Below are 24,653 nucleotides of genomic sequence, written 5' to 3' on the forward strand. Positions count from 1 at the left end.
GCGTCAGGCGGCTTCGCGGTAGGGCGTCGGCCCGCCGCCGCCGGGGGCCGGGGGCGGCGTCAGCGCCTCCAGCAGCGCCGAGCGCAACGGCGCCAGCTTGCGCTCGTTCTCCACCTTCAGGCCGAAGACGTCCTTCACGTAGAACACGTCGACCGCCCGCACCCCGTAGGTGGTGATATGCGCCGAGGCGATCTGCAGCCCCTGCTCGCTGATCGCGGCCGTCACGTCGTGCAGCAGGCCCGGCCGGTCGCGGCCGTTCACCTCGATGACGGTGTGGGTATTGGAGGCGAAGTTGTCGACGACCACGCGCGGGGGCACCGTGACGGCGGCGAGCCGCGCGGGCTCGCGCCGCACCTTGCGGATCTCCGCGGCGAGCTTGAGCCGGCCGGACAGCGCCTGCTCGATCAGGACGGACAGCCGCGCCAGCCGGTGCGGCGCCTCGAAGGCGCCGCCCGCACTGTCCTGCACCCAGAAGGTGTCGAGCGCCATCCCGTTGGTGAGCGTGTGGATGCGCGCATCCACGATGGAGGCGCCCGCCACGGCCAGCGCGCCCGAGATGCGGCTGAACAGGCCCGGATGGTCGCTGCAATAGACGGTCACCTCGGTCACCGCGCGGTCCGGCAGCACGCGGGTGCGCACGGTGAGCGGCGCGCGGTCGGCCTCGGCCTCGCGAATGATGGCGGCATGGCGGGCATGCGTCTCGGAATCGAAGGACAGCCAGTAGCCGGGATAGCCGAGCGACATGAAGAGGTCGGCCTCGGCCTTGCTGAAGCCGGGCAGCATGGCGGCCGCTGCCTCCTTGGCGCGGGCCACGCGCACATCGCGCTCGGGCACGGTCATGCCGCCGGCGAGCACCTCGGAGACGCGCCAATAGACCTCGCGCAGCAGCGTCGCCTTCCAGGCGTTCCAGACACGCGGGCCGACGGCGCGCATGTCGGCCACCGTCAGCACCAGCAGCAGGCGGAGCCGCTCGGGCGACTGCACCTGGTCGGCGATGTCGAGGATGGTCTTGGGGTCCTCGATGTCGCGCTTGAAGGCCGTCTGCGAGACGAGGAGGTGGTGCAGGATCAGCCAGGAGACGGTTTCCGTCTCCTCCGCGCTCATGCCTAGCCGCGGGCAGATCTCCTGGGCGAAGCGGGCGCCGAGCTCGCTGTGGTCGCCGCCGCGGCCCTTGGCGATGTCGTGCAGCAGGGTCGCGACATAGAGCGCGCGGCGCGACTGCAGCTGGGTCATCAGCTCGGTGGCGACGGGCGCCACCTCGTTCAGCTCGCCGCGGTCGATCTGCTGCAGCACGTCGATGGCCTCGATCGTGTGCTCGTCCACGGTGAAGACGTGATAGGTGTCGAACTGCATCAGCCCGACGATGCGCGCCCATTCCGGGATGAAGCGCCCGAGGAAGCCGGCCTCGTTCAGCAGCCGCAGCCACTTCGCCGCATCCTTGCCGGTCAGCAGGTCGAGGAAGAGGGTGCTGGCCTCCGGATCGCCGCGCAGGCGATCGGCCTGCCGCGAATGGCGGATCAGCGCGCGGATGGCCAGCGGATGGATCTCGAGGTTGCGGTCGCGCGCGGCCTTCACCATGCGCAGCATGAGCACCGGCTCGCGCGAGAAGTCGCGATCGGGCGGGGCCGCGACCAGCTTGCCGTCGGCGAAGGCCAGGCCGAGGGCCGCCAGCCCGTCGTCGCCGCCCTTGCGCGTGGCGGGCGGGCCGAGGGCCGCGCGCTCGATCGCCGGCTCCAGCACGCGGGAGAGGCGCACCACCTCGCGCGAGGTGAGGAAGAGATGCTTCATCAGCCGCTCGGCCCCGTCCTGCGGACCGTGGCGGGTGTAGCCCATGCGCGCGGCGACGACCGGCTGGAGGTCGAAGGTCAGGCGTTCCTCCGCGCGGCCGGTGACGTAGTGCAGGTGGAAGCGGAGCGTCCAGAGGAAGTCCCAGGCGCGGGCGATGGCCCGGACCTCGCCCTCGGTGAGCAGCCCGCCGCCGGGGCTGTCGGGGCCGACCAGCTCCTGCATGCGCCGGATTCCGAAGGCGTAGCGGGCCAGCCAGTACAAGGTCTGCAGGTCGCGCAGGCCGCCCCGCCCTTCCTTCACATGCGGCTCGACGAGAAAGGGGCTCTCGCCGTAGCGGGCGTGGCGCGTGGCGCGCTCGGCGCGCTTGGCGGCGAGAAAGGGCGCCAGGCCCTGCGACCGAAGCGCGTTGAAATCGGCCAGGAAGGCGGTGAACAGCGCCTCCTCGCCGGAGAGGAAGCGCGCATCCACCAGGGCGGTGAGGATCGTCGCGTCCTTCAACCCTTCGGTGATGCATTCCTTCACGCTGCGCGTGGCATGGCCGACCTTCAGGCCGAGATCCCACAGCAGGTAGAGCATGAACTCGACCATGCGGCGCGTGCGCGGCCCGGGCTCGCGCTCGGTCAGGAAAAGCAGGTCGATGTCGGAATGCGGGGCGAGGACGCCGCGGCCATAGCCGCCCGTGGCGACGAGCGCGAAGTCCACCCCGCGCGCCCCGGCCGCCGGCGGCACCATCGCGGCGGCGTAGTTCTGGATGTTGTAGAGCATCCCGTCCATGTGCTGGCTGAGCTGCCTTGCGGCGCCGAGCCCATGAATCGCCTGGCTCTCGAAGGATTTCTGAACCTGGGCCTGGAAGCGCCCGAGTTCGCGGCGCAGCAGCCCAAGCGCGACATCGCGCGCGATCGGCACGCCGCCGGGGAGCAACGTGTCCTGCAAGCTCAACTCGGCCCGTGCGGCCGTCGCCATCCTCATGTCAAACAGCCTACAGAGCTTCCGTTCCGGCCGCGAGGGCCTTGAGGTGGTAAAGCGCGTCCTGCGCCTCGCGGGGAGAGAGCTGGTCCGGTTCCAGCTTCGCGAGGGCGTCGAGCACCGGGTTGCCCGGGACGACCGGGGCGCGCGCGAAGAGCGGCATCTCGGCGGTGAGCGGGTCGGCCGCCTCGCGCGAGCGCTCCTCCAGGGAGGCGAGCACGGCGGCCGCGCGCTTCAGCACGGGCGCCGGAACGCCGGCCAGCTTGGCGACATGCACACCCCAGCTCTTCTCGGCGGCGCCGGCGGCGACGCTGTGCTGGAAGATCACCTCGCCGCGCCATTCGCGCACCTGCATGGCGGCCAGCCGCATCTCCGGCAGCCGGTCGGCCATGACGGTGAGCTCGTGGAAATGCGTGGCGAAAAGGGTGCGGCAGCGGATGCGGTCGTGCAGCGCCTCCAGCACGGCGGTGGCGATGGCGAGGCCGTCCCAGGTCGCGGTGCCGCGGCCCACCTCGTCCAGCACGACGAGGCTGCGCGGGCCGGCGAGGTTGAGGATCGCCGCCGTCTCCGTCATCTCGACCATGAAGGTGGAGCGCCCGCCGGCGAGGTCGTCGGCGGCGCCGACGCGGCTGAAGAGCCGGTCGACCAGGCCGATGCGCGCGGCCGTCGCCGGCAGGAAGAGCCCGGCCTGGGCCAGGATCACCATCAGCGCGTTCTGCCGCAGCCAGGTGGACTTGCCGGCCATGTTCGGGCCGGTCAGCAGACAGAGGCGATGGCCGGGCGAGAGGTCGCAGTCGTTGGGCACGAAGCCCGGGCCCTTGGCCTTGCGCAGCGCGGCCTCCACCACGGGATGGCGCCCGGCCTCGATCGCGAAGTCCGGCCGCTCGGTAAGCTCGGGGCGGCACCAGACGCCTTCGGTGGCGAGCTCGGCCGAGGCGGCAAGGACGTCGATGGCGGCCATCTCGCGCGCGGCGGCGGCGATGGGCTCGGCCTCGGTCAGTATGATCTTGCGGAGGTGCGCGACGACGAGGCGCTCGCGCCGGCCGGCCTGATCGCCGGCCTCGGACAGGCGCCGGTCGAGATTCGCCAGCGCCGCGCAGGTGAAGCGATGCGCGCTCGCCATGCTCTGGCGGTGGATGGGGGCGAGGTCGCCCACGGCCTTGGGGGGCGCGCCGCGCAGCAGCTTCTCGCCGGCCGCGGAGGGCACCTCCGCGAGATAGCCGAGCTGCTGGTGGTGGCGGATCTTCAGCGCGGCCACGCCCCAGGCCTGGGCGAGGTCCACCTGCATGGCCGCGATGGCGCCGCGCGCATCGTCGCGCAGCCGGCGCAGGGCATCGAGCTCGCCGTCGTAGCCGGCCGCGATGACGGCGCCGTCGTCGAGCCGCGCGGGCAGCTCGGCGGCCAGCGCGCGCGCGAGCTCCGTCGCCGTGGCCGAGGACGCCGAAAGGGGCGCGATCGCCTGCGCCAACAGGGCGGGCCCGGCCCCTTCCAAGGCGGCGGCGAGCTTGGCCGCGCGCTGCAGCCCGTCGCGGATGGCGCCGAGATCCCGGGGGAAGAAGCGCTCCAGGCTGATGCGGGCCAGCGCGCGCGCCATATCGGGCGCGCCCTTCAGCGCGGCCCGCACGGCGGCACGGCGCGGCTTGTCCTCGCGCAGCGCCGCCACGGCCTCGTGCCGCGCGCGGATGGCGGGCAGGTCGTCCAGCGGGCAGGCCAGCCGCGCGGCCAGCTCGCGCGCGCCGGCGCCGGTCAGGGTGCGGTCCACGGCGCCGAGCAGCGAGGCGCCGCGCGGGCCTTCCAGGATATCGAGGCTGCGACGGGTCGCGGCATCCAGCAGCAGCACGCCCCTGGCCCCCTCGGCGACCGGGGGCGAGAGGCGCGGCAGCGCGCCGTTGTTCACCGAGCGCACATATTCGACGGCCATGGCCGCCGCCGCGACCTCTGCCTCGCCGAAGCTGCCGAAGCCGTCCAGCGCGGCCACGCCCAGCGCGCCCGCCAGACGCGCGGGCGCGTCGCGCGGCGGGATCGCGGAGACCGCGCCCTCGATGCGCAGCGCCTCCTCGGCCAGGATCTCCGAGGGATCGAGGCGGGCGATCAGCGCTGCCGGATCCGCGCCGGACTGGGTGAAGAAGAGCCCCGTGGTCACGTCGAGCCAGGCGGCGCCGCCCTGCACCAGGGCGAGCAGCCAGGCCGGGCGCGCGGCGTCGAGCAGCGCCTCCTCGGTGGCCGTGCCGGGGGTGACGATGCGGACGATCTCGCGGCGGAGGGTCGGCGCGCGGCGGGCCTTGGCCTCCTCCGGCGTCTCCAGCTGATCGCAGATGGCGACCCGGAATCCGCGCCGGATCAGTCGCGCCAGATAGGCCTCGTGGCTATGCGCGGGCACGCCGCACATGCGGATCGGCCGCCCCTGGTGCTCGCCGCGATGCGTGAGCGCGAGGCCGAGGGCCTCGCTCGCCGCCTCCGCATCCTCATGGAACATCTCGAAGAAGTCGCCCATGCGGAAGAAGACGAGCGCCGACCCGGCCGCGGCCTTCGCCGCGAACCACTGGGCCATGGCGGGGGTGGCGCCCTCCGCAGTCATCCTTCGCTCCACTGGGCTTTGCTCCACGAAGCTTGCATAGCCGAGCGTTTCGCACCCGCGAAGGGGCCTCCTTGCGGGGCACCTTGCCAATCGACAAGGTGCGCCTCGGCAACTGGTTTTTCAGGACGAACGACGATGGACGATGTGCGCAAGGACGGGCTGGTGGATACGCGGACGGCGCGCATCACGGGGGAGGAAGCGCTGGCGATGCATGCCGAGGGCCGCCCCGGCAAGCTGGAGATCCGCCTCACCAAGCCGCTGGTCACGGCCCGCGACCTCAGCCTCGCCTACTCGCCCGGCGTCGCCGAGCCCTGCCTGCACATCCACCGCGACCCCGCGCTCGCCTACGACTATACGAGCAAGGGAAACTTCGTCGCCGTGGTCTCCAACGGCACGGCCGTGCTGGGCCTCGGCAATCTCGGCGCGCTCGCCGGCAAGCCGGTGATGGAGGGCAAGGTCGCGCTGTTCAAGCGCTTCGCCGACGTGGACGGCATGGACCTTTGCCTCAACACCGAGGACGTGGACGAGTTCGTGAACTGCGTCCGCTTCCTCGGCCCGAGCTTCGGCGGCATCAATCTCGAGGACATCAAGGCGCCCGAGTGCTTCGTCATCGAGAGCCGCCTGCGCGAGCTGATGGACATCCCCGTCTTCCACGACGACCAGCACGGAACGGCGATCGTCGCGGCGGCGGGCCTCATCAACGCGGCCCATCTGACCGGGCGTGACCTTAAGACGACTAAGCTCGTCATCAACGGCGCCGGCGCGGCGGCCATCGCCTGCGCCGAGCTGGTGAAGGCCATGGGCATGAGCCCGCAGAACGTGATCCTCTGCGACACCAAGGGCGTCGTCTATCGCGGCCGCTCCGAGGGCATGAACCAGTGGAAGTCCGCCCATGCGATCGAGACGGATCGCCGGACGCTGAGCCAGGCGCTGGACGGCGCGGACTGCTTCTTCGGCCTCTCGGTGAAGGGCGCGCTGACGCCCGAGATGCTTCAGGCGATGGCGCCGAACCCCATCATCTTCGCCATGGCCAATCCGGATCCCGAGATCACCCCGGACGAGGCCAAGGCCGCGCGGCCGGACTGCATCATCGCCACGGGCCGCTCGGACTATCCCAACCAGGTCAATAACGTCCTGGGCTTCCCCTTCATCTTCCGTGGCGCGCTGGACGTGCGGGCCTCGACCATCAACGACCCGATGAAGATCGCCGCCGCCAACGCCCTCGCCGAACTGGCGCGCGAGGAGGTGCCGGAGGAGGTGGCGCGCTCAGGGGCGGGCAAGCAGCTCGTCTTCGGGCCGGAATACATCATCCCCAATGCCTTCGACCCGCGGCTGATCGCCCGCGTGCCGGTGGCGGTCGCCGAGGCGGCCGTGCGTTCCGGCGTGGCGCGGAAGCCGCTGATCGACCCGCAGCGGTACGGTCGCGAGCTGGCCAGCCGGCTCGACGTGGCAGTGAACGCGCTGGAGGCCATTCACGAGCGCGTGCGCGAGAATCCCCAGCGCGTGGTCTTCGCCGAGGGAGAGGACGAGACGGTCATCCGGGCGGCGATCAATTTCCGGAACGCGGGCTATGGCTATCCCGTCCTGGTGGGCCGGGAGGAGCGGATCAACGCGACCGTCGCGGCGCTCGGCGTGCGGCTGCCGGACGGGATCGAGATCCACAATGCGCGGCTCTCCTCGCAGAACCGCCGCTATGCCGAATGGCTCTATGCCCGCAAGCAGCGCGACGGCTTCCTCTTCCGCGACTGCCAGCGGCTGGTGAACCTGGACCGCAACGTCTTCGCCGCCTGCATGCTGGCGATGGGCGATGCGGATGCGCTGCTGACCGGCGAGACGCGGAGCTATTCCGTCACGCTCGACGGCCTGAACATGGCGCTGGACCAGGACGGCGTGCTCTTCGGCCTGACCATGATGATCGCGCGGCGCTCCGGCACGGTGCTGGTGGCCGATACGGCGATCCACGAGCGGCCGGACGCGGCGACGCTGGCCGAGATCGCCATCCGCAGCGCCGCCACGGCGCGGCGGCTGGGTCTGACGCCGCGCGTCGCCTTCCTCTCCTTCTCCACCTTCGGCGACCCGAAGGGCAGCATCCCCGGCAGCCTGCGCGACGCGGTGAAGCTGCTGGACGCGAAGGGGGTGGATTTCGAGTATGACGGCGAGATGGGCGCGGACGTGGCCCTGGACGCGAACCTGCGCGCGAACCTCTATCCCTTCTGCCGGCTCACCGGCCCGGCCAATGTGCTGGTGATGCCCGGCCTGCATGCCGCGCACATCCTCACCAAGGCCGTGCCGCATCTGACCTCGGCGACGACGATCGGACCGGTGCTGATGGGGCTGCGCCAGCCGGCGCAGATCGTGCCGACGGGGGCGGGGGTGAACCAGCTGCTCGATATGGCGGCGCTGGCGGCCTATCAGGCCATCGTGAAGTAAGGTGACGGCGAGGGGCTCGGCCCCTCGTTGTCTCCGCTTCGCGGTCAACCCCGCCAGGGCCCAGGGGCCAGTGGCCCCCTGGGCCCGGGTGCCATGGGACGTCGGGAGAGGGGCGAAGCCCCCTCAGTTCGCCTTCGCCGCCACGACCACCATGGCCGGCTTCAGCAGCCGTCCGTTCAGCGTCCAGGCACTCGACCACGCCTGCAGCACCGTCCCCGGCGCCACGCCGTCCGGCGCCGGTGCCTCGCTCATCGCCTGGTGCAGCTCGGGGTCGAAGGCCTGCCCGTCGGCCGGCTTGCGGACGACGCCGTTGGCCTCCATGCGCTGGAGCAGGAAGCGCTCCACGCCCTCGAAGCCCTCGCGCATCTTGCCGATGACCTCGGGCTCGCCCTCGGTCGCCGGCGGCAGCATCGTCACCCCGCGGTGCAGGTTCTCGAAGGCCTCGACCACATCGCCCGCGAACTTCTGGACGGCGTAGTTGCGGGCCTTCTCCACCTCGTCCTTGGCGCGGGTCCGCACGTTCTGGGTCTCCGCCTCGGCGCGGAGCCAGCGGTCCTTCATCTCGGCGAGCTCGGTCTCGAGGGCCGCGATGCGCTCCTCGGGCGTCGTGGCCGGCGAGGCATCGGGCGTCGCATCGGCGTTGTCCGGCGCGAGATCGGCCGGGTTCGGGGTCTGCTGGTCGTTCATGGCTGTTCAGGTAATCGTCCGGTGACGCAGGATCAACCCAGCAGGCGGCCGATCACGCGCGCCGTGTAGTCCACGACGGGGATGACCCGGCTGTAGTTGATCCGCGAGGGGCCGATCACGCCGATCGCGCCCACGATGTTCTGGTTGCTGCCCGCGGGCCCGCTGCGGAAGGGCGCGACCACGACGGAGAGGCCGGCCGAGGAAAACAGCCCGCTCTCGGCGCCGATGAAGATCTGCACGCCCTCCCCGCGCTGGGCGAGTTCCAGCAGCTTCAGCGTGGTCTCCTGCGCCTCCAGCCGCTCGAACAGCGCCTGGATCTCGGAGACGGCGGCGAGGTTCTCCATGTTCTGGAGCAGCCGCGCCTGGCCGCGCAGGATCAGCGAGCCGCTCCCGCCGCCGGCCCAGGTGGCCAGCCCGGCCTCGATGACCTGATGCGTCAGGGCGTCGAGCGCGGTGCGGTTGGCCGCGATCTCCTCGGTGACATTGGCGCGGGTCTCGTCGAGCGTCCGGCCGGCGAGGCGGGCATTGAGGTAATTGCCGGCCTGGACAAGCGCCGAGGGCGGCAGCTCGGCCGGCACCTCGATGACGCGGTTCTCGACCCTTCCGTCGCCCTGGACCAGCACGACCAGCGCCCGGCCGGGCCCGAGGGGCACGAATTCGATGTGGCGCAGCGGCGCCTCGCCCTTGGGGGCGACGACCAGCCCGGCGGCGCCGGCCAGGCCCGAGAGCATCTGGCCCGCCTCGGCCAGGGTGTCCTGCAGGGAGCGGCCATGGGCAGCGCAGCGGGCGGCGATTTCGGTCCGCTCCTCCTCGCCGAGGTCGCCGAATTCCAGCAGCCCGTCCACGAAGAGGCGCAGCCCCTGCTGCGTCGGCAGGCGGCCGGCGCTGGTATGGGGGGCGTAGAGGAGGCCGGCCTCCTCGAGGTCCGCCATGACGTTGCGGATCGAGGCCGGCGAGAGATTCAGCGGCAGGCGGCGCGAAAGGGTGCGGCTGCCCACGGGCTCGCCGGTCGCGACATAGACCTCCACCAGCTCTCGCAGAACGGCCGTGGATCGGGCGTCGAGCGCGCTGGAAGCGATCCCGGGAACGGTGAACAAAGGCGATTTCAGGGGGGTGTGCATCGCTTGTGACAGCTTGGGTACGGGGGGGCGCCGGGTCAACCGTTGATTGACGCACCCCTGGTCACCGCCGCGCGCTGTGGCTATTGCGCGGGCAGAATCACGAGGAATCCAGCCCATGCGCCCATCCGGCCGCGCGTCCGACGCCCTGCGCACCGTCTCGATCGAGACGGGGATCTCCAAGCACGCGGAAGGCTCCTGCCTCATCCGCATGGGCAACACCGAGGTGCTCTGCGCCGCCAGCGTGGAGGGCCGGGTGCCCCCCTTCATGCGCAACCAGGGCCTCGGCTGGGTCACGGCCGAGTACGGCATGCTGCCCCGGGCCACCCACACCCGCGGCGACCGCGAGGCGGCGCGGGGCAAGCAGTCCGGCCGGACCCAGGAGATCCAGCGCCTCATCGGCCGCAGCCTGCGCGCCGTGGTGGACCGCAAGGCGATGGGCGAGATGACGGTCACGCTCGACTGCGACGTGATCAACGCCGATGCCGGCACGCGCTGCGCGGCCATCACCGGCGCCTGGGTCGCGCTGCACCTCGCATTCCGGCACTGCGTCAGCAACAACATCATGAAGGCCATCCCGCTGACGGACCACGTGGCGGCCGTCTCCTGCGGCGTGGCCGGCGGCGAGGCGATCCTCGACCTCGACTATGCCGAGGACAGCGGCGCCGGGGCCGATGCGAACTTCGTGCTGACGGGGGCGGGCAATCTCGTCGAGGTGCAGGCGACCGCCGAGGGCGCGCCCTTCAGCGAGGCGCAGTTCCTGGCGATGCTCGACCTGGCGCGCGACGGCGTGGCGGCGCTGGTGGCGAAGCAGAGGGAAGCCGTCGGGCTGTGAGAAAGCTGCAGCCCGGCAAGCTCGTCCTGGCCAGCCACAACAAGGGGAAGCTGCGCGAGTTCGCCGGGCTGCTGGCACCCCATGGGATGGAGCTGATCTCGGCCGGGGAGTTCGGCCTGCCGGAGCCGGAGGAGACGGGCGACACTTTCCTCGCCAACGCCACCCTCAAGGCGATGGCAGCAGCGCGGGCGACGGGGCTGCCGGCGCTGGCGGACGACAGCGGGCTCGAGGTCGCGGCGCTGGGCGGCCAACCCGGGGTCCGTACGGCCGACTGGGCCATGCGGCCGGACGGGACGCGCGACTATCCCGCGGCGATGGCGCGGATCGCCAGCCTCGACGGCTCCGCGGACCGCCGCTGCGCCTTCGTGGCGGTGCTGGTCCTGGCCTGGCCGGATCGCCACACGGAATCTTTCGAAGGACGGGTGGAGGGCCGATGGGTGGCCCCGCCGCGCGGGCAGAGCGGCTTCGGCTATGACCCCATCTTTGTCCCGGACGGCGAAAGCGCGACCTTCGGCGAGATGACGGCGGAGCAGAAGGCGCGGCACAGCCATCGCGCCCGGGCCTTCGCCGCGCTGGCCGCCGCCAGCCTGGGTTGAGAGACCCGGACGCGGGCCCGAAGACCTGGCTCGCCGCCCGTCACCGTTCGTGATTTGCCGGTGGTCATAACCGTCGATTGCGGCGATTAGGGGCTGTTCCGCCTCTCCCTGCCAGCGTAGCGTTTCCGAAAGATGGCGAGCGCCCCGAACCAAGGGGTCCGCCGTACGGGAAACGATTGCGGGACCAGGAATGACAGAGATCCGATACATCGCCCCCACGACGCTCGACGAGGCCGTGGGCGCCTATGCCGCCGCCGCCGGGGCGGCACGCATCCTGGCCGGCGGGACCGACCTTCTGGTGCAGATGCGCTCCGGCGCGGCCCAGCCCGGCACGATCATCGACATCAAGAAGATCGCCGAGACCACCAGCATCCAGGAGACGCCCGAAGGCGGCTTCGTGATCGGGGCCGCCGTCTCCGGCGCCGTGCTGGCCGAGCATCCGCGCCTCGGCCAGGCCTGGCCGGGGGTGCTGGAGGCGATCAACCTCATCGGCTCCACCCAGGTGCAGGGCCGCGCCTCGGCCGGCGGCAACCTGTGCAACGGCTCGCCGGCCGGCGACAGCGTTCCGGCCATGGTCGCGGCCGGCGCCGTCGTGAACCTCCAGGGTCCGAACGGCCGCCGCACCATGCCGGTCGAGGCCTTCCCGGCCGGGCCGGGCCGCACCAACCTCGCGCCCGGCGAGATCCTGGTCAGCTTCACCCTGCCGCCGCGGCCCAAGGGCTCGGGCGACGCCTATCTGCGCATGATCCCGCGCACCGAGATGGACATCGCGGTGGTGGGCGTCGGCGTCAGCCTGACGCTGGAGAACGGCACCGTCACCGCCGCCCGCGTGGGGCTGGGCGCGGTGGCGCCGACCGTCCTGCTGGTGGAGGATGCGGCGAAGGCGCTGATCGGCTCGAAGCTGGAGGACGCCGCGCTGGAGGCCGCGGCTGCCGCCTGCTCCGCCGCCTGCAAGCCCATCAACGACAAGCGTGGGACCATCGCCTACCGCATCAAGGTGGCCGGGGTGCTGCTGAAGCGCGCCGTCGCCATCGCCGCCGAACGCGCCGGGAGGAACTGATCCATGGCCAAGATGCACGTCACCACCACCATCAACGGCGAGCCGGAGGAATTTCTCTGCGACCCGCATGACAGCATGCTCGACATGCTGCGCGGCGCGCTGGGCCTGACCGGGGCCAAGGAGGGCTGCGGCACCGGCGATTGCGGCGCCTGCTCCATCATGCTGGACGGCCGCCTCGTCTGCTCCTGCCTGATGCTGGCCCCCGAGGCCGAGGGCAAGAAGATCGACACCATCGAGGGCATGGCACGGGGCGAGACGCTGCACCCGCTCCAGCAGAAGTTCCTCGAGATGGCCGCGCTCCAATGCGGCATCTGCACGCCCGGCGTGCTCATGGCCTCGCGCGCGCTGCTGGAGCGTAATCCCGATCCGACCGAGTCCGAGGTGCGCTTCTGGCTCGCCGGCAACCTCTGCCGCTGCACCGGCTACGACAAGATCGTCCGCGCCGTGATGGAAACCGCCGCCGAGATGAGGGGAGCCGCCCGATGAACGTCATCAACAACAAATGGATCGGCCAGAGCACCATCCGTCCGGATGGCGCCGACAAGGTCACGGGCCGCGCCTCCTATTCGGCCGACACCACCATGCCCGGCATGATCTGGGGCAAGGTGCTGCGCAGCCCGCATGCGCATGCCCGGATCGTCTCCATCGACACCTCCAGGGCCGAGGCGCTGCCGGGCGTGAAGGCGGTGGTGACCCACAAGGACATCGTGGACTTCCCCCTCGACAAGTCCGTGATGCTCGGCATCCAGGACATGCGCTGGATGTGCCGCAACGTCATGGCGCGCGAGAAGGCGCTGTTCCACGGCCACCCCATCGCGGCCGTCGCCGCCATGTCGGAGCGGATCGCGGCCGAGGCGTGCAGGCTCATCGAGGTCGAGTACGAGGTGCTGCCGCACGTCATCGAAATCGAGGACGCGATCAAGCCCGACGCGCCCATCCTGCATGATTTCGTAAGCTTCGAGGGCAGGCCCTCGAACATCGCGGGCAAGCTGGAGCACAAGCTGGGCGAGGTCGAGGCCGGCTTCGCCGCCGCCGACGTGGTCATCGAGCGCAGCTTCACCACGCGCCCCGTCCACCAGGGCTATATCGAGCCGCATTCCTGCCTGGTCAGCGTCGTGGACGGCAAGGCCACGATCTGGAGTTCCAGCCAGGGCCAATTCATGGTGCGCGCCATGACCTCGCTGCTGACGGGCATCCCGCAGAGCGACATCCGCGCCATCCCCGCCGAGATCGGCGGCGGCTTCGGCGGCAAGACCATCATCTATCTGGAGCCGGTGGCGACCATCCTCGCCAAGAAGACGGGCCGGCCGGTGAAGATGGTCATGTCGCGCGAGGAGGTGATGCGCGCGACGGGCCCCACCTCCGGCTCGATGAGCACGGTGAAGATCGGCGCGAAGAAGGACGGCACCATCGTGGCCGCCCAGGGCACCTTCTACCTCCAGGCCGGCGGGCTGCCGGGCTCGCCGATCCGTGGCGCGGCGGGCTGCGCCTTCGCGCCCTACAACATCCCGAACGTGCTCTCGACGGGCTTCGACGTGGTGTCCAACCGCTCCAAGGTCGCGGCCTATCGCGCGCCGGGCGCGCCGATCGGCGCCTATGCCGTCGAATGCGTGCTCGACGAGGTGGCCGAGGCGCTGAAGATGGACCCGCTCGCGCTGCGCCTGAAGAATGCGGCCCGGCAGGGCACCAAGGCGGCGCATGGGCCGGTCTATCCCGTCATCGGCTTCGTCGAGACGATCGAGGCCGCGATGGCGCATCCGCACAGCCAGGCGCCGCTCGGCAAGCATCAGGGGCGCGGCGTGGCCAGCGGCTTCTGGTTCAACGCGGGCGGCGAATCCAGCGCGCAGGTGAACGTCACCGAGGACGGCAACGTGGTCGTGACCACCGGCCATCCGGATATCGGCGGCTCGCGCGCCTCGATCGCCAATATCACGGCCGAGCTGCTCGGCATCGACTACAAGCGCGTCTCCGTGCTGATCGGCGACACGGCGACCATCGGCTATTCCAACCTCACGGGAGGCAGCCGCGTGCTCTTCGCCTCGGCGATGGTGGTCACGCAATCGACGGAGAAAGTCATCAAGACCCTCTGCGAGCGGGCGGCGAAGATCTGGAAGATTGATCCCGAGGCCGTGGTCTGGGAGGATGGCGAGGCCAAGCCCGCCGGCGAGAATGCGGGCAAGTTCCCTGGCCTGAGCCTCGCGCAGATCGCCGCCAAGGCGAGCGAGACGGGCGGCCCGATCGGCGCCGGCGTGCAGCAGAACACCCAGGGCGCCGAGGGCGGCTTCGCCACCCATGTCTGCGACGTGGAGGTGGACGTGGACCTCGGGATCGTGCGGGTGCTGCGCTACACCTCCTTCCAGGATGTCGGGCGGGCGGTGCATCCGGCCTATGTCGAGGGGCAGATGCAGGGCGGCGCCGCCCAGGGCATCGGCTGGGCGCTCAGCGAGGAATATCTCTACGACAAGAACGGCAAGGTCGATAACGCCAGCTTCCTGGACTACCGGATGCCGGTCTGCTCCGACCTGCCGATGCTGGACGCGGTGATGATCGAGGTGCCGAACCCCAAGCATCCGCAGGGCGTGCGCGGCGTGGGCGAGGTGCCGCTGGTCCCGCCGCTCGCGGCCGTCGCCAACGCCGTGGCGAATGCCCTGGGCAAGCGCTTCTACAGCCTGCCCATGTCGCCGCCGCGCGTGCTGGAAGTGCTCGACGGGGCCTGACGGCTCCGCCGGGAGCGCGATGCATTTCGGCGGTATCGCCGAAGTGGTGAATCGCCCTCCCGGAAGGCTCAGGCGGCGAGGTCCTCCAGGATCATCGCCGCCGCCTTCTCGCCGATCATGATCGCGGGCGCGTTGGTGTTGCCCGAAGTCAGTGTCGGCATGATCGAGGCATCGGCCACGCGCAGGCCCGCGATGCCATGCACCCGCAGCCGCGCATCCACGACCGCCATCGGGTCCGCGCCCATCCTGCAGGTGCCGACCGGGTGATAGGTGGTCTCCCCCGCCGCGCGCACCCAATCCAGGATCTCGTCATCCGTCTGCCGCGCCGGGCCCGGCGCGATCTCGGTCAGCCGGAGCGGCGCCAAGGCGGGCGCGGCCATCACGGCCCGCGCGATCCGGACGGCGCGCACCGTCAGCTCCGCATCAACGGGCGAGGAGAGGAAGTTGAAGGTGATCGCGGGCGGCTGGCGCGGATCGGCCGAGGTGACGTGAATGTGGCCCTTGCTCTCCGGCCGCATGGGATGCGCGTAGCAGGTCATACCGGACTGGCTCGCGATCCTCGGCCCCGCCGGGCCGGGCTCGGTCAGCATCGGCACCCAGCCGAGCAGCAGGTCCGGCGCCTCCAGCCCCTCGCGGGACCGCACGAAGGCGCGCAGCGGCGCCCCCACCATGGCCAGCAGGCCTTGGCCGAACAGCGCATAGCGCATCGCCTGCTTCACCAGCCCGAGACCGCGTCCCCGGTCGTTGAAGGTCCAGCCTTTCGCGCCGACGGCCCAGCGCGTTCGCGGCGCGTAGTGGTCGCGGAGGTTCTCGCCGACGCCGGGCAGCGCGTAGCGCGGCTCGATGCCGAGGGCGCGCAGCCGCTCGGGCTGGCCGATGCCGGAGAGCTCCAGCAGCTGCGGCGAGTTGATGGAGCCGCCGCAGACCACCACCTCGCGCCCCGCCCGTGCCTCCTGCGATGCGCCCGCCGTGGTGTATCGCACGCCGGTGCAGCGACTCCCCTCGAAGAGCAGCGATTCCGTCAGCGCCCCGGTCTCGATCCGCAGGTTCGGGCGCTTGCGGATGGGCTCCAGATAGCAATGCGCCGTGCTCATCCGCCGGCGCGAGGCGATCGTCGCCTGGCTCATGGCGATGCCGTCCTGCCGGGCGCCGTTGTAATCGGCGTTGTGCGGGATCCCGACCTCGCCGGCGGCCTTGATCACAGCGGCGTAGAGGGGATCGCTCGCCGGCGGGTCGGTGACGCGAAGCGGGCCCTCGCGGCCGCGATAGGCATCGTCCCCGCCGCCCTCGTAGCGCTCCATCCGCTTGAAGAAGGGCAGGACATCGGCATAGCTCCAGCCGGGATTGCCCATCTGCGCCCAGGTGTCGAAGTCCTGGGCCTGGCCGCGCACGAAGGCGAGGCCGTTGATCGCGCTGGAGCCGCCCAGCATCCGCCCGCGGGGAACGGGCAGCCGGCGGCCGTTGGTGCCGGCCTCAGGCTCGCCGCTGTAGAGCCAGTTGACGGCCGGGTTGGCGATCAGCTTGGCGTAGCCGACGGGAATGCGCGACCAGGGGTGGCCGGGCGGCCCGGCCTCCAGCAGCAGCACGCTGCGGCGCGGATCGGCCGAGAGGCGGTTCGCGACGACCGCGCCGGCCGACCCCGCACCCACCACGATGTAGTCGTAGCTCCGCATCCCGCCCCTTCCTCCGCTCGCTGCCGCAAGGCGCGATTCTTGAGGGGTCGATGAACCCACGCCGCGCTCCGCGCCGCAAGACGGGGCGGCCTGCCGCTTGGGGCTTGCCCCGAACCCTGCTACTGCGCCGGAAATGCGCGCCCTCCAGCTTCTGGCCGACCGTGATCTCCGCCTCATGGAGATCGACCCGCCCCCGCCTCCCGGCCCCGGCGAGGTTCAGATCGCCATGCGCGCGGTCGCGCTGAACCACATAGACGTGTGGGGTTGGCGGGGCATGGCCTTCGCCAAGCGAAGCCTGCCGATCAGCGTCGGTGCCGAGGGCGTGGGCGACGTGGCGGCGATCGGGCCCGGCGTCACCGGCTTCGCCCAGGGCCAGATGGTCGTCCCCTATGGCGGGCTGACCTGCGGCCAGTGCAAGGCCTGCCGCGCCGGCCGCGACAATCTCTGCGAAAACGTGGCCGGCGTGCGCGGCTTCCATGTGGACGGCTTCGCGCGCGGCCTCATCAACGTCCCCGCCCGGCAGGTCGTTCGGGTGCCGCCCGGGGTGACGGTGGAGGACGCGGCCTGTGCCGGCATCACCTATTCCACCGTCCAGCACATGCTCTTCGACAATGCCCGGCTGGAGCCGGGCGAGACCGTGCTGGTGCATGCGGCGGGCTCGGGCATCGGCACCATCGCGGTGCGCATGGCCAAGGCGCTGGGCTGCACGGTCATCGGCACGGTCGGCGACCAGGCCAAGGCGGACAAGGCCAAGGCGCTCGGCGTCGACCATGTCGTGAACTACAACACCGACCGCTTCGAGAGCGTCGCCCGCCGCGTCACCGGCAAGCGCGGGGTGGACGTGGTCTTCGAGCATGTGGGCGCCGCCACCTGGGCGGGCTCGCTGCTGTCCATGCGGATGGGCGGGCGGCTGGTGACCTGCGGCAGCACCAGCGGGATGTCGGCCGAGACCAACCTCATGATGATCTTCCAGCGTCAGCTGAAGATTCAGGGCAGCTTCGGCTCGACCATCCAGAACATCGCCGAGGGGCTGGCCAAGATGTCCCAAGGCATCCGCCCGGTGATCGACACGGTGCTGGCCGCGGACCGATTCCAGGAGGGGCTGGCGCGGCTCGAGGCGCGCAACGTCTTCGGGAAGATCGTCATCAAGCTGTGAAGCGGCTTCAGACCTTTGGGCAGTGGGCGGTCGCGCAGCTCGTCCGGCTGATCTTCGCGGCGCTGCGGGCGCTGGGGCCGGACCGCGCCTCGAATCTGGGGGCCTGTGTCGGGCCGCGGGTCGGCGTCTGGACCCGCAACCACGAGCAGATGATGGAGAATCTGCGCCTCGCCTTCCCGGAGAAGACCGAGGCCGAGCGCCTGGCCATCGCCCGGGACGCCTGGGCCAATCTCGGCCGCACGGTCTGCGAGTATCCGCATCTGGAGGCGCTGTTCGACGTCGAGGGCGGCCGCGTGGAGGCCGACGAGGCCACGCATGCCCGCTTCGAGGCGCTGCGCCTCTCCGGCAGGCCGGCGCTGGTCTTCGCCGCGCATATGGGCAATTGGGAGCTGCCGGCGGTCGCGGCCTTCAAGCTCGGCCAGCCGGCGGCCATTCTCTACCGCACGCCCAACAACCCCTTCATCGCCGCCGATATCGTGGCGATGCGCGAGCCCATCATGGGTCGGCTCATCGCGGCCGGGATGACGGCGCCGATCCGCATGGCCGAGGCGCTCGACCAGGGGCTGACGCTCGGCATGCTAGTGGACCAGCGCTTCGGCCGCGGTCCGCGCGTGCCCTTCTTCGGGCACCCCGTGGCAGCGAACCCTTTTCTCGCGCGGCTGGCGAAGCGGTTCGAGGCGCCGGTCCATGGGCTGCGCGCCATCCGCCTGCCGAACAACCGCTTCCGACTGGAGCTCACCGAGGCGCTGGAACTGCCGCGCGACGCGAAAGGGCAGGTCGATGTGGAGGCGGGCACCGCGCTGGTGAACCGCATCATCGAAGGCTGGGTGCGGGAGACGCCGGGGCAGTGGCTCTGGATGCACCGGCGCTGGCGGGCATGAGCCCGCCTCAGAAAATCCAGCCCAGCGCCTGAATGCCCATCCAGGCGAGCGCGCCGAGCACGCAGGTGGCGAAGAGGCACCCTGCGAGGGTGAGCGCCACGCCGATTCCCACCACCCGGCTGTCCGCCTCCACGACGCCCAGGGCCATGACGATGGTGCCGAAGGCCGGTGGGCCATTGGTGCCGGGCCCGGGCAGGATGAGCATCGCCGCGGTATAGACGGTCAGCCAGCCGACCAGCCGGTCACCCATCGGGCTGATGAAGAACCCCTCGCGCGGCTTCACGAAACGCTCGATGCGGTTGAGCCATTTCGAGGAGGCGCCGGCCAGCCGGAGCAGATCCTCCCGCTTGATGGACTGGCGCGCGATGAAGCCAGGCAGCTTCGGCTCGCGCCGGCCCATGCCCATCTGCAGGCCCAGGATCAGCATGGGAATGCCGAAGACGGAGGCCATGCCCGGCAACATCGATGGCAGGCAAAGCAGCAGGATCAGCAGGCCGAAGGCGCGGTCCCCGAAGGCCTCGCCCATTTCGCCGAGCGTGATCCGGGCTCCGGGAAACTGGGCGGCCACCTCGGAGACGATGCGCGAGATGGGCGCCTGATGCTCGTGGTGCAGGTCGGTCGGAGTATGCGCGAGGCCGTCCAAACGATTTTTCCTTGTAGCGACCGACCCGGAAGCGAACGGTCCGCGCGGAAGCTAACGCGGTGCGCGGGTGAATCCAGTGAAATGTTTTGCCGGCGGTGCGTAACCGGCGCGCGAGCACGATTTTTCCCGCGCGGGTTGCTCCGGACCACCGTCGGTTGCATTACGCTCCGGTAAAGATCGGCCTGCGCTTCTCCATGAAGGCGCGGCGGCCTTCGCGGTAGTCGGCGCTGTCGAAGCAGGCGCTCTGCGCCGCTTCGATCGCGGCCGTGTCGCGGGCCCCTGCATCGGCGAGCACGGCGCGGACCGTGCGCTTATTGGCGAGCAGGGAAAGCGGCGCGTTCACGGCGATGGTCGACGTGACCTTCGCCACCTCGGCATCCAGCGCCTCGGCCGGGTGGAGCTTGTTGATGAGGCCCATGCGCTCGGCCTCCTCGGCCGGAAGGCGGCCGCCGGTCATCAGGATGAAATGCGCATGGGCCGGGCCGACCAGATCCACCAGGTTGGTCACCATGTCGAAGCCATAGGCGATGCCGAGCTTCGCCGCCGGGATGCCGAACTCGCTGCCCGCGCCGGCGATGCGCATGTCGCAGGACATGGCGATGCCGAGGCCGCCGCCCATGCAGAAGCCCTGGATCTTCGCGATGACCGGCTTCGAGAACTCGGCCAGCCGCCTCCGGCCGTGGCTGGTCTTCTCGTTGTAGTGCTTCTGCGCCTCGGCATCGGAGCGGTTCTTCTCGAACTGGCTGATATCCGCGCCCGAGACGAAGGCCTTGCCGCCGGCGCCTTCCAGCACGACGCAGCGGATGGCGGGGTCGGCCTCGAAGGCGTCCAGCGCCTCGGCCATGCCGTCCCACATCGCGATGCTCATCGCGTTGCGCTTCTCGGGCTGGTTGAACACGATCGTGCCCACGCCGTCCGCGCTGCGGGCGAGAATCTTGCCGTCGGCGAAACTCATCTCAGTCATCATTCAGCTCCCCAGAACACCTTTCGCGCGCAGCGCGGAAATCTCGTCGCCGGACAGGCCGGCCTCGGTCAGAATCTCGTCGGCATGCTCGCCGAGCCCCGGCACGGAGCGCCGGATGCCGGGCTTCAGGCCCTCGATGTTGATCGGCGTGCGGACCACGCCCGCCTCGCCGAGCTTCGCATGCGGCACCTTCCAGACCATGTCCAGATGCTCCACCTGCGGATCCTCGAAGACCTCCTGGATATTGTTCACCGGGCCGCAGGGGATGCCGACCTCCTCGAGCTTCGCGATCCAATATTCGGAAGCCTGCTGGCTGGTCAGCTCGGCGATGGCGGCGTTGACCTCCGCACGGTGGCGCGTGCGGTCCTCGGAGGTCTTCCACTCCGGCCTCTCCAGCCAGTCCTCCTTGCCGACGGCGCGGCAGAAGACCGCCCAGAGCTTGGGCGAGGAGGCCGCGATGTTGATCGGCTTGTCGGCGCTCGGGAACACGCCCATCGGCGTGTTCACCGGATGGTCGTTGCCCGCCTGCCCCGCGATCTCGCCCTTCTGCAGCCAGCGCGTGGCCTGGAAGTCGAGCATGAAGACCTGCGCCTCCAGCAGGCTGGTATGGACCCAGCGGCCCTTGCCGGTCTTCTCGCGCTCGAACAGCGCCATCATCACGCCGAGCGCCAGCAGGTTGCCCGCCGTCAGGTCGTCGATGGGGATGCCGACGCGCATCGGCCCGCGCCCCTTCTCGCCGGTGATGGACATGAGGCCGCCGAGGCCCTGCGCGATCTGGTCCACGCCGCCGCGCTTGGAGTAGGGGCCGGTCTGGCCGAAGCCCGAGATGCTGGCATAGACCAGCCGCGGGTTGAGGGCGGAGAGCGTCTCGTAATCGACCTTCAGCCGGTACTTCACCTGCATGCGCATGTTCTCGACCACCACGTCGGCGGTCTGCGCCAGCTTCAGGAAGGCGGCGTGGCCCTCCGGCGTCTTGAGATCGAGCGCAATGCAGCGCTTGTTGCGGTGGAGGTTGGTGAAGTCAAAGCCATCGCGCGCGCCGGCCATGCCGTCATTGGCGACCGGCGGCTCGATGCGGATGATGTCGGCGCCCCAGTCGGCCAGGTGGCGCACGCAGGTGGGCCCCGCGCGGGCCAGGGTCAGGTCAAGGACGCGCAGCCCGTTGAGCGGCAGGCTGGTGGCAATCTGGGCGGCGGTCGCGCTGTCGTCCGGCATGGTTCGTTTCCCCTTCGGGTAAAACCTAGGCCGCGGGGCCCGGCGTGAACAGACGCAGCCGGACCAGCAGCCCGAAGATGGGCTCCAACAGGAAGCTGCACAGCAGCGTGCGCGCGAGGTGGAAGCCCAGCACCAGCGGCACCGCGATGCCGAGCGTCTGCGCCGTGACGCCCATCTCCGGCATGCCGCCCGGCGCCATGCCGACCATCACCGCGCCCGCGGGCAGGCCGGCGATCCAGGCGAGGCCCACGGCCATCGCCATGCAGGCCGCGCTGAGCGCGACGGAGGAGAGGATGGACGCCCTCATCAGCCGCTTCGAGCTCAGCAGGAACTCCAGCGTCATGCGCTGGCCGAGCGCCGCGCCCATGCCGATCTGCGCCGCATCCACCATCCAGTGCGGCACGCCGGAGGGCAGCAGGCCGAAGGCCGAGGCGGAGATGGCCAGCAGGCAGGGGCCGATCATCCAGGGATTGGCCAGGCCCGCGCGACGCAGCACCAGCGCCGCGAGGACACCAGCCGCGATCATGCCCGCCAGCCCCAGCGCCTCGACCGCCACATGCGGGGCAAGGAAGGCGCCACTGCCGCCGCGCGGGGCGAAGGCGGTGAGCAGGGGCGGCATGATCAGCACCACCACCAGCACGCGCATGGTCTGGGCGAGGGTGACCGTCTGGATCGGCGCGCCGGCGCGCTGGGCCAGCACCGCCATCACCACCACGCCGCCAGGGATGGTCGAGAAGAAGCCGGCCTTTGCGTCGAGGCCGGCCATGCGGGTGAAGATCGGCACGGTCGCGATACCGGCGCCGATGGAGAGGAAGGCGGCGATGACGATCACGGGCAGCTCGCCGAGCAGCGCCTCCAGCACGGGGCCGGAAAAGGTCTGCCCGAAGGAGAGGCCGATCAGGATGAGCGCGGTCGGCCGCGCCACGGCCGGCACCTGAACCGGGCGCGTCCAGGACAGCGCCGCCGTGCCGAACATGGCGCCGATCATCCAGGCCAGGGGAACGTGCAGCAGGGAGAAGAGGAAACCGCCGGCGATGGCCGCGAGAAGCGTCAGGAGCTGGGTCAGGAGCGGGGCCGGAAGCGTCACGGAGCGAAAGGATCGGCCCAGTTGTGCAGCGCGTCAAACCTGGATAGGGATTCATCGGGCCTTAACCCAGGTCGTGGCTTCCAAGACGGTTCGAGACGGGAACTCCGTATAGGAACTTCACTCTCCCGGTGGGTGCCGCCGCCTGGATCCGGCCTGCGGCTTTCTCCGTCCCCGGCGCGGTCGGCACGATCATGCGAAGAGGCGCCCATGGCCCGGCCGGACATGCTTAACGCCGGCGAGCCGAAACGCATTCCACGCCATGGCGGAGGCCGCCGAGATCACCGGCTTGCCCAGATCGTCCTCCAGGCTCTGAAGGGCCCCGACCGTCGGCATGCCGGTGCCGCTGAGGAAGACCGCATCCGCCTCGGGCCGGTCCACCGCGCGGGCGATGGCATAGGCACGCTCCTCGGTCTCCTCGTAGATGTTGCGCACGTTCGGCAGCATGCCGTGGCTCACCACCTCGATGCCGTGCGCTTCGAGATGCCGCTTGCCCTGCAGGGTCGTGGCTTCGGAATAGGGCGTTCCATAGGCGATCCGCCGGCAGCCCAGATGCTCCAGCGCCGCCAGCGTGCTGCCGAAGGCAGTGATGAAACGCGCGCCCGTCAGCGCCTCCATTTCCGCCACCAGCGCCGCCTCGCGCTCCTGGCCCAGGGTATAGCTGGTCGCCGTATGGGCCAGGACGACGACGCGGGGCGAGACCATGGCCAGCAGCTTCACCGCGGCGGGCAGGCTGGCGACCTGGCTGAGGTTGCGCTCGTCCTGCCCGGCATGCGTGCCGGCCGGGCCCTCCGCATGCAGGCGCGTGAAGTGCACCGAGACCCCGGGCGGGCAGAGCGCGAACATCTCGGGCTCCACGGTCGGGTTGCCGGGCGGCACCAGGAAGCCGATCCGTGCGCGCCAACCCTTCATGCCGAGTTCCTCCCGTCCGCTTCCGCCCGGCGCGCAGCCTGCACCATTGCCGCGACGCGGCCCAGCCCGGATCCGCTCAGGCGCTGAAAGCGCCGGGCCAGCCGAGCAGCGCGAGCGAGCTGGCACCGCTGATGCCGGCCTCGTTCATCGCGACATTCGCGAGGTAACGCTCGGCAAGGCGCTGCACCTCGCGCGGATTGTCCAGCTTGTCGAGCTTGAGCCGCGCCTGCACGGCGCGCGCCTGCGTCTCCACGGGCTGCACCGCGATGGATTCGGGCAGGCCCAGCGCCCCGGTGATGACGCGTCGCAGAACGGGATCGCCCAGCACCGCATAGACATTGCCGTCCACCGCGGCCGCGCGCTCCTGGAAGACGACCGCGTCGCCGAGCCCGGCCTGCTTCGTCTCGAGGTCGTCCTGCCAGCGCGCGCGCTGCAGCCCCTCCTTCAGCGTCGCCTGCACCTTCGGATCGCGCAGCGCGTCGAGGCCCTTGGTGCCGAGCTGCAGGGCCTCCGCCGCCGCCTTCCAGCGCGTATCGGCGAGGCGGTTCACCAGGCTCTTGGTGTCCTTCGGATCGGAGAGCAGCGCCTGGACCGCGAGGCCCGGCCGGGACGCGCCATCCGGGATGCCGAGCGCCGTGGCGACGACCTGCAGCACCCGCTGATCCTTTAGCGCGGTCCGGATGTCGGGCGCCTTCGCCACGGCCTTTTGGAACTGGTCCATGGCGCGCTTCTGCATCGGCTCGGTGGCGATGCGCGCGAGCGCCTTGGCTTCCTCGCCGGGCTGGAGCGCGCGCCGTAGCGCCGCGATGGCGCCGCCTACGTCGCCCATGGGACATCACCCATAGCCGGCCGTGTCCGGCAGATCCCGCCGCGGCGCCGGCAGCGGCGGCAGGCCGAGCACCTCCTCCTCATGGCGCATCACGCGCCGCGCGATCTTCAGCGCGAGGTAGCAGTCATCCGCCTCGGCCGCCTCGAGCGAGCGGGCCAGCATCTCGCGCACCGTGGCCGAGGTGGTCGCCTCCATGAACTCGGCGATGAGCCGGCGGGCGGAGGAGAGGCCGGGCTCGCGCTCGTCGTCGCCGCCGATATAGGCGGTCTGCAGCGCGAAATAGATGCGCCGCGCCGGTGTGTTCGCCGCGTCCGGCGCCATGATCTGCTTGCCGAAGAGGAAGCGGGCCTTGGCCGCCAGCTCGATGCGCGCCCGGTTGCGGAAGCGGATCGGCGCCCCGTTGACCACCATGAGATCGCCCTGACGCAGTTCCAACACGAGCGTGGACATCTTGTTCCCCTTGAGATCCGGACCGGAAGGCGCGCCGCAGCCGCGGCCGGCGAGCGCCCTCCTGGCGTCGT

Annotated in this window: 20 protein-coding genes; 8 read left to right on the plus strand and 12 right to left on the minus strand. The window is 70.8% G+C overall.

Annotated features, from left to right (window positions below; genetic code table 11):
• Positions 1-3: 3 nt before the first annotated feature.
• Entirely contained in the window at positions 4-2,751 is a 2,748-nt protein-coding gene (locus EJV46_RS08645) for a [protein-PII] uridylyltransferase (protein WP_240782513.1), read from the minus strand.
• A gap of 16 nt (positions 2,752-2,767) precedes the next feature.
• Positions 2,768-5,332 carry a DNA mismatch repair protein MutS gene (mutS, locus tag EJV46_RS08650; protein WP_131548218.1) on the minus strand — a complete coding sequence of 855 codons (2,565 nt, stop codon included), beginning with the start codon at positions 5,330-5,332 and terminating at the stop codon, positions 2,768-2,770.
• A gap of 135 nt (positions 5,333-5,467) precedes the next feature.
• On the opposite strand from mutS, the gene EJV46_RS08655 reads away from it, so the two are divergent.
• Positions 5,468-7,762, plus strand: a complete 2,295-nt coding sequence (locus EJV46_RS08655) for an NADP-dependent malic enzyme (protein WP_131548219.1) — start codon at positions 5,468-5,470, stop codon at positions 7,760-7,762.
• A 123-nt stretch (positions 7,763-7,885) separates the two neighbouring features.
• Here EJV46_RS08655 and EJV46_RS08660 read toward each other — a convergent pair whose 3' ends face one another.
• Complete coding sequence (locus tag EJV46_RS08660) at positions 7,886-8,449, minus strand: nucleotide exchange factor GrpE (RefSeq protein WP_131548220.1); 564 nt, start codon at positions 8,447-8,449, stop codon at positions 7,886-7,888.
• Positions 8,450-8,481: 32 nt separating this feature from the next.
• The gene (gene hrcA / locus EJV46_RS08665) at positions 8,482-9,570 is read right to left on the minus strand and encodes a heat-inducible transcriptional repressor HrcA (RefSeq protein ID WP_131548221.1); all 1,089 of its coding nucleotides are present in this window, start codon (positions 9,568-9,570) and stop codon (positions 8,482-8,484) included.
• A gap of 115 nt (positions 9,571-9,685) precedes the next feature.
• On the opposite strand from hrcA, the gene rph reads away from it, so the two are divergent.
• From rph to EJV46_RS08690, 5 genes are all read left to right on the plus strand, one after another.
• Entirely contained in the window at positions 9,686-10,402 is a 717-nt protein-coding gene (gene rph / locus EJV46_RS08670) for a ribonuclease PH (protein WP_131548222.1), read from the plus strand.
• Positions 10,399-10,998 (plus strand): RdgB/HAM1 family non-canonical purine NTP pyrophosphatase, encoded by a 600-nt coding sequence (gene rdgB, locus EJV46_RS08675; RefSeq protein WP_131548223.1) that lies wholly within the window; start codon positions 10,399-10,401, stop codon positions 10,996-10,998. The genes rph and rdgB overlap by 4 nt, the downstream gene beginning before the upstream one ends.
• A gap of 190 nt (positions 10,999-11,188) precedes the next feature.
• Positions 11,189-12,058 (plus strand): xanthine dehydrogenase family protein subunit M, encoded by an 870-nt coding sequence (locus tag EJV46_RS08680; protein ID WP_240782475.1) that lies wholly within the window; start codon positions 11,189-11,191, stop codon positions 12,056-12,058.
• A gap of 3 nt (positions 12,059-12,061) precedes the next feature.
• On the plus strand, positions 12,062-12,544 hold the full coding sequence (locus EJV46_RS08685) for a (2Fe-2S)-binding protein (protein WP_131548224.1): 483 nt from the start codon (positions 12,062-12,064) through the stop codon (positions 12,542-12,544).
• On the plus strand, positions 12,541-14,775 hold the full coding sequence (locus tag EJV46_RS08690) for a xanthine dehydrogenase family protein molybdopterin-binding subunit (protein WP_131548225.1): 2,235 nt from the start codon (positions 12,541-12,543) through the stop codon (positions 14,773-14,775). The genes EJV46_RS08685 and EJV46_RS08690 overlap by 4 nt, the downstream gene beginning before the upstream one ends.
• A 68-nt stretch (positions 14,776-14,843) precedes the next feature.
• Here EJV46_RS08690 and EJV46_RS08695 read toward each other — a convergent pair whose 3' ends face one another.
• Positions 14,844-16,448, minus strand: a complete 1,605-nt coding sequence (locus tag EJV46_RS08695; protein ID WP_131548226.1) for a GMC family oxidoreductase — start codon at positions 16,446-16,448, stop codon at positions 14,844-14,846.
• Between the two features lie 133 nt (positions 16,449-16,581).
• Between EJV46_RS08695 and EJV46_RS08700 the strand changes: the two genes are divergently transcribed.
• Together EJV46_RS08700 and EJV46_RS08705 are read left to right on the plus strand one after the other, a co-directional pair.
• Positions 16,582-17,604, plus strand: coding sequence for a zinc-binding dehydrogenase (locus EJV46_RS08700; protein WP_131548227.1), 1,023 nt, complete (start codon positions 16,582-16,584; stop codon positions 17,602-17,604).
• Complete coding sequence (locus tag EJV46_RS08705; protein WP_165585423.1) at positions 17,601-18,485, plus strand: lipid A biosynthesis lauroyl acyltransferase; 885 nt, start codon at positions 17,601-17,603, stop codon at positions 18,483-18,485. The genes EJV46_RS08700 and EJV46_RS08705 overlap by 4 nt, the downstream gene beginning before the upstream one ends.
• A 7-nt stretch (positions 18,486-18,492) precedes the next feature.
• Here the strand turns inward: EJV46_RS08705 and EJV46_RS08710 are convergent, their stop codons facing one another.
• From EJV46_RS08710 to EJV46_RS08740, 7 genes are all read right to left on the minus strand, one after another.
• Positions 18,493-19,128 (minus strand): exopolysaccharide biosynthesis protein, encoded by a 636-nt coding sequence (locus EJV46_RS08710; protein ID WP_131548228.1) that lies wholly within the window; start codon positions 19,126-19,128, stop codon positions 18,493-18,495.
• A 160-nt stretch (positions 19,129-19,288) separates the two neighbouring features.
• Entirely contained in the window at positions 19,289-20,083 is a 795-nt protein-coding gene (locus EJV46_RS08715; protein ID WP_240782476.1) for an enoyl-CoA hydratase, read from the minus strand.
• A gap of 12 nt (positions 20,084-20,095) precedes the next feature.
• A complete protein-coding gene (locus tag EJV46_RS08720; RefSeq protein WP_131548230.1) occupies positions 20,096-21,307 on the minus strand; it encodes a CaiB/BaiF CoA-transferase family protein in 1,212 nt (403 codons plus the stop codon).
• A 25-nt stretch (positions 21,308-21,332) separates the two neighbouring features.
• Entirely contained in the window at positions 21,333-22,394 is a 1,062-nt protein-coding gene (locus tag EJV46_RS08725; RefSeq protein ID WP_165585425.1) for an AbrB family transcriptional regulator, read from the minus strand.
• 189 nt (positions 22,395-22,583) lie between these two features.
• Positions 22,584-23,303, minus strand: a complete 720-nt coding sequence (locus EJV46_RS08730) for a hypothetical protein (RefSeq protein ID WP_131548232.1) — start codon at positions 23,301-23,303, stop codon at positions 22,584-22,586.
• 76 nt (positions 23,304-23,379) lie between these two features.
• A complete protein-coding gene (locus tag EJV46_RS08735) occupies positions 23,380-24,132 on the minus strand; it encodes a DUF1217 domain-containing protein (protein WP_131548233.1) in 753 nt (250 codons plus the stop codon).
• 6 nt (positions 24,133-24,138) lie between these two features.
• Positions 24,139-24,582 carry a flagellar biosynthesis repressor FlbT gene (locus tag EJV46_RS08740; protein ID WP_131548234.1) on the minus strand — a complete coding sequence of 148 codons (444 nt, stop codon included), beginning with the start codon at positions 24,580-24,582 and terminating at the stop codon, positions 24,139-24,141.
• Positions 24,583-24,653 lie beyond the last annotated feature (71 nt).

The sequence above is a fragment of the Roseococcus sp. SYP-B2431 genome (assembly GCF_004336745.1).
Classification (GTDB): domain Bacteria; phylum Pseudomonadota; class Alphaproteobacteria; order Acetobacterales; family Acetobacteraceae; genus Roseococcus.

What these genes read in the sequence shown, in the direction of transcription:
- EJV46_RS08645 (WP_240782513.1), bottom strand. Translation starts at nt 2,751, where the DNA reads ATGGCGACGGCCGCACGGGCCGAGTTGAGCTTGCAGGACACGTTGCTC.
- mutS (WP_131548218.1), bottom strand. Translation starts at nt 5,332, where the DNA reads ATGACTGCGGAGGGCGCCACCCCCGCCATGGCCCAGTGGTTCGCGGCG.
- EJV46_RS08655 (WP_131548219.1), top strand. Translation starts at nt 5,468, where the DNA reads ATGGACGATGTGCGCAAGGACGGGCTGGTGGATACGCGGACGGCGCGC.
- EJV46_RS08660 (WP_131548220.1), bottom strand. Translation starts at nt 8,449, where the DNA reads ATGAACGACCAGCAGACCCCGAACCCGGCCGATCTCGCGCCGGACAAC.
- hrcA (WP_131548221.1), bottom strand. Translation starts at nt 9,570, where the DNA reads ATGCACACCCCCCTGAAATCGCCTTTGTTCACCGTTCCCGGGATCGCT.
- rph (WP_131548222.1), top strand. Translation starts at nt 9,686, where the DNA reads ATGCGCCCATCCGGCCGCGCGTCCGACGCCCTGCGCACCGTCTCGATC.
- EJV46_RS08680 (WP_240782475.1), top strand. Translation starts at nt 11,189, where the DNA reads ATGACAGAGATCCGATACATCGCCCCCACGACGCTCGACGAGGCCGTG.
- EJV46_RS08685 (WP_131548224.1), top strand. Translation starts at nt 12,062, where the DNA reads ATGGCCAAGATGCACGTCACCACCACCATCAACGGCGAGCCGGAGGAA.
- EJV46_RS08690 (WP_131548225.1), top strand. Translation starts at nt 12,541, where the DNA reads ATGAACGTCATCAACAACAAATGGATCGGCCAGAGCACCATCCGTCCG.
- EJV46_RS08695 (WP_131548226.1), bottom strand. Translation starts at nt 16,448, where the DNA reads ATGCGGAGCTACGACTACATCGTGGTGGGTGCGGGGTCGGCCGGCGCG.
- EJV46_RS08700 (WP_131548227.1), top strand. Translation starts at nt 16,582, where the DNA reads ATGCGCGCCCTCCAGCTTCTGGCCGACCGTGATCTCCGCCTCATGGAG.
- EJV46_RS08715 (WP_240782476.1), bottom strand. Translation starts at nt 20,083, where the DNA reads ATGAGTTTCGCCGACGGCAAGATTCTCGCCCGCAGCGCGGACGGCGTG.
- EJV46_RS08720 (WP_131548230.1), bottom strand. Translation starts at nt 21,307, where the DNA reads ATGCCGGACGACAGCGCGACCGCCGCCCAGATTGCCACCAGCCTGCCG.
- EJV46_RS08730 (WP_131548232.1), bottom strand. Translation starts at nt 23,303, where the DNA reads ATGAAGGGTTGGCGCGCACGGATCGGCTTCCTGGTGCCGCCCGGCAAC.
- EJV46_RS08735 (WP_131548233.1), bottom strand. Translation starts at nt 24,132, where the DNA reads ATGGGCGACGTAGGCGGCGCCATCGCGGCGCTACGGCGCGCGCTCCAG.
- EJV46_RS08740 (WP_131548234.1), bottom strand. Translation starts at nt 24,582, where the DNA reads ATGTCCACGCTCGTGTTGGAACTGCGTCAGGGCGATCTCATGGTGGTC.